We start from the raw sequence: 494 nt of genomic DNA on the forward strand, positions 1-494 counted from the left end.
ATCTTTAAAACTTCGGAAAAATACCGGAAACTCTTCTCCTTCTTCATTTCTATACACTGGTGGTACTTCCAGCCCTAATAATAAACAACCCGATTCCCTGATCTCTTCAAGGCTTAGCAACGGCTGACTTCCTTCCGGTTGTCTATGAGTAGTGTTTTCTATAACTGTTTTCTCCAGATCCAGAACCAGGTATTTGGAGGTAAGATTATCAAGTTCATTCTTGAACATTTCAAGAGTAGAAGGTAATTTCTCTGCCGGACCTTTAATGCAGAACTTTTTGGAACCATAAGTTCCTGAATATATTTCCAACATTAAGAAGGATTTAAATTTTGAAGACATGGCCTCGGCGAGGCAGTACATCAATCTTTTATAACCATCAAAGTATTTATTACCAATAATGAGAAAAGAAGCTTCACTAAAAACGAACCGGATAGTGGCCCTGACTTCTTCCTGGTCGTTGTCTGAAATTAGGTAAATAAACAGGTAAGGAAGCT

General features: G+C 38.1%; 1 pseudogene. It reads right to left on the bottom strand.

The features are described from left to right. Positions 1 to 494: pseudogene (locus tag HC176_RS16210) on the bottom strand (flavohemoglobin expression-modulating QEGLA motif protein); the annotation flags it as partial.

It is taken from the genome of Tamlana crocina (assembly GCF_012037625.1).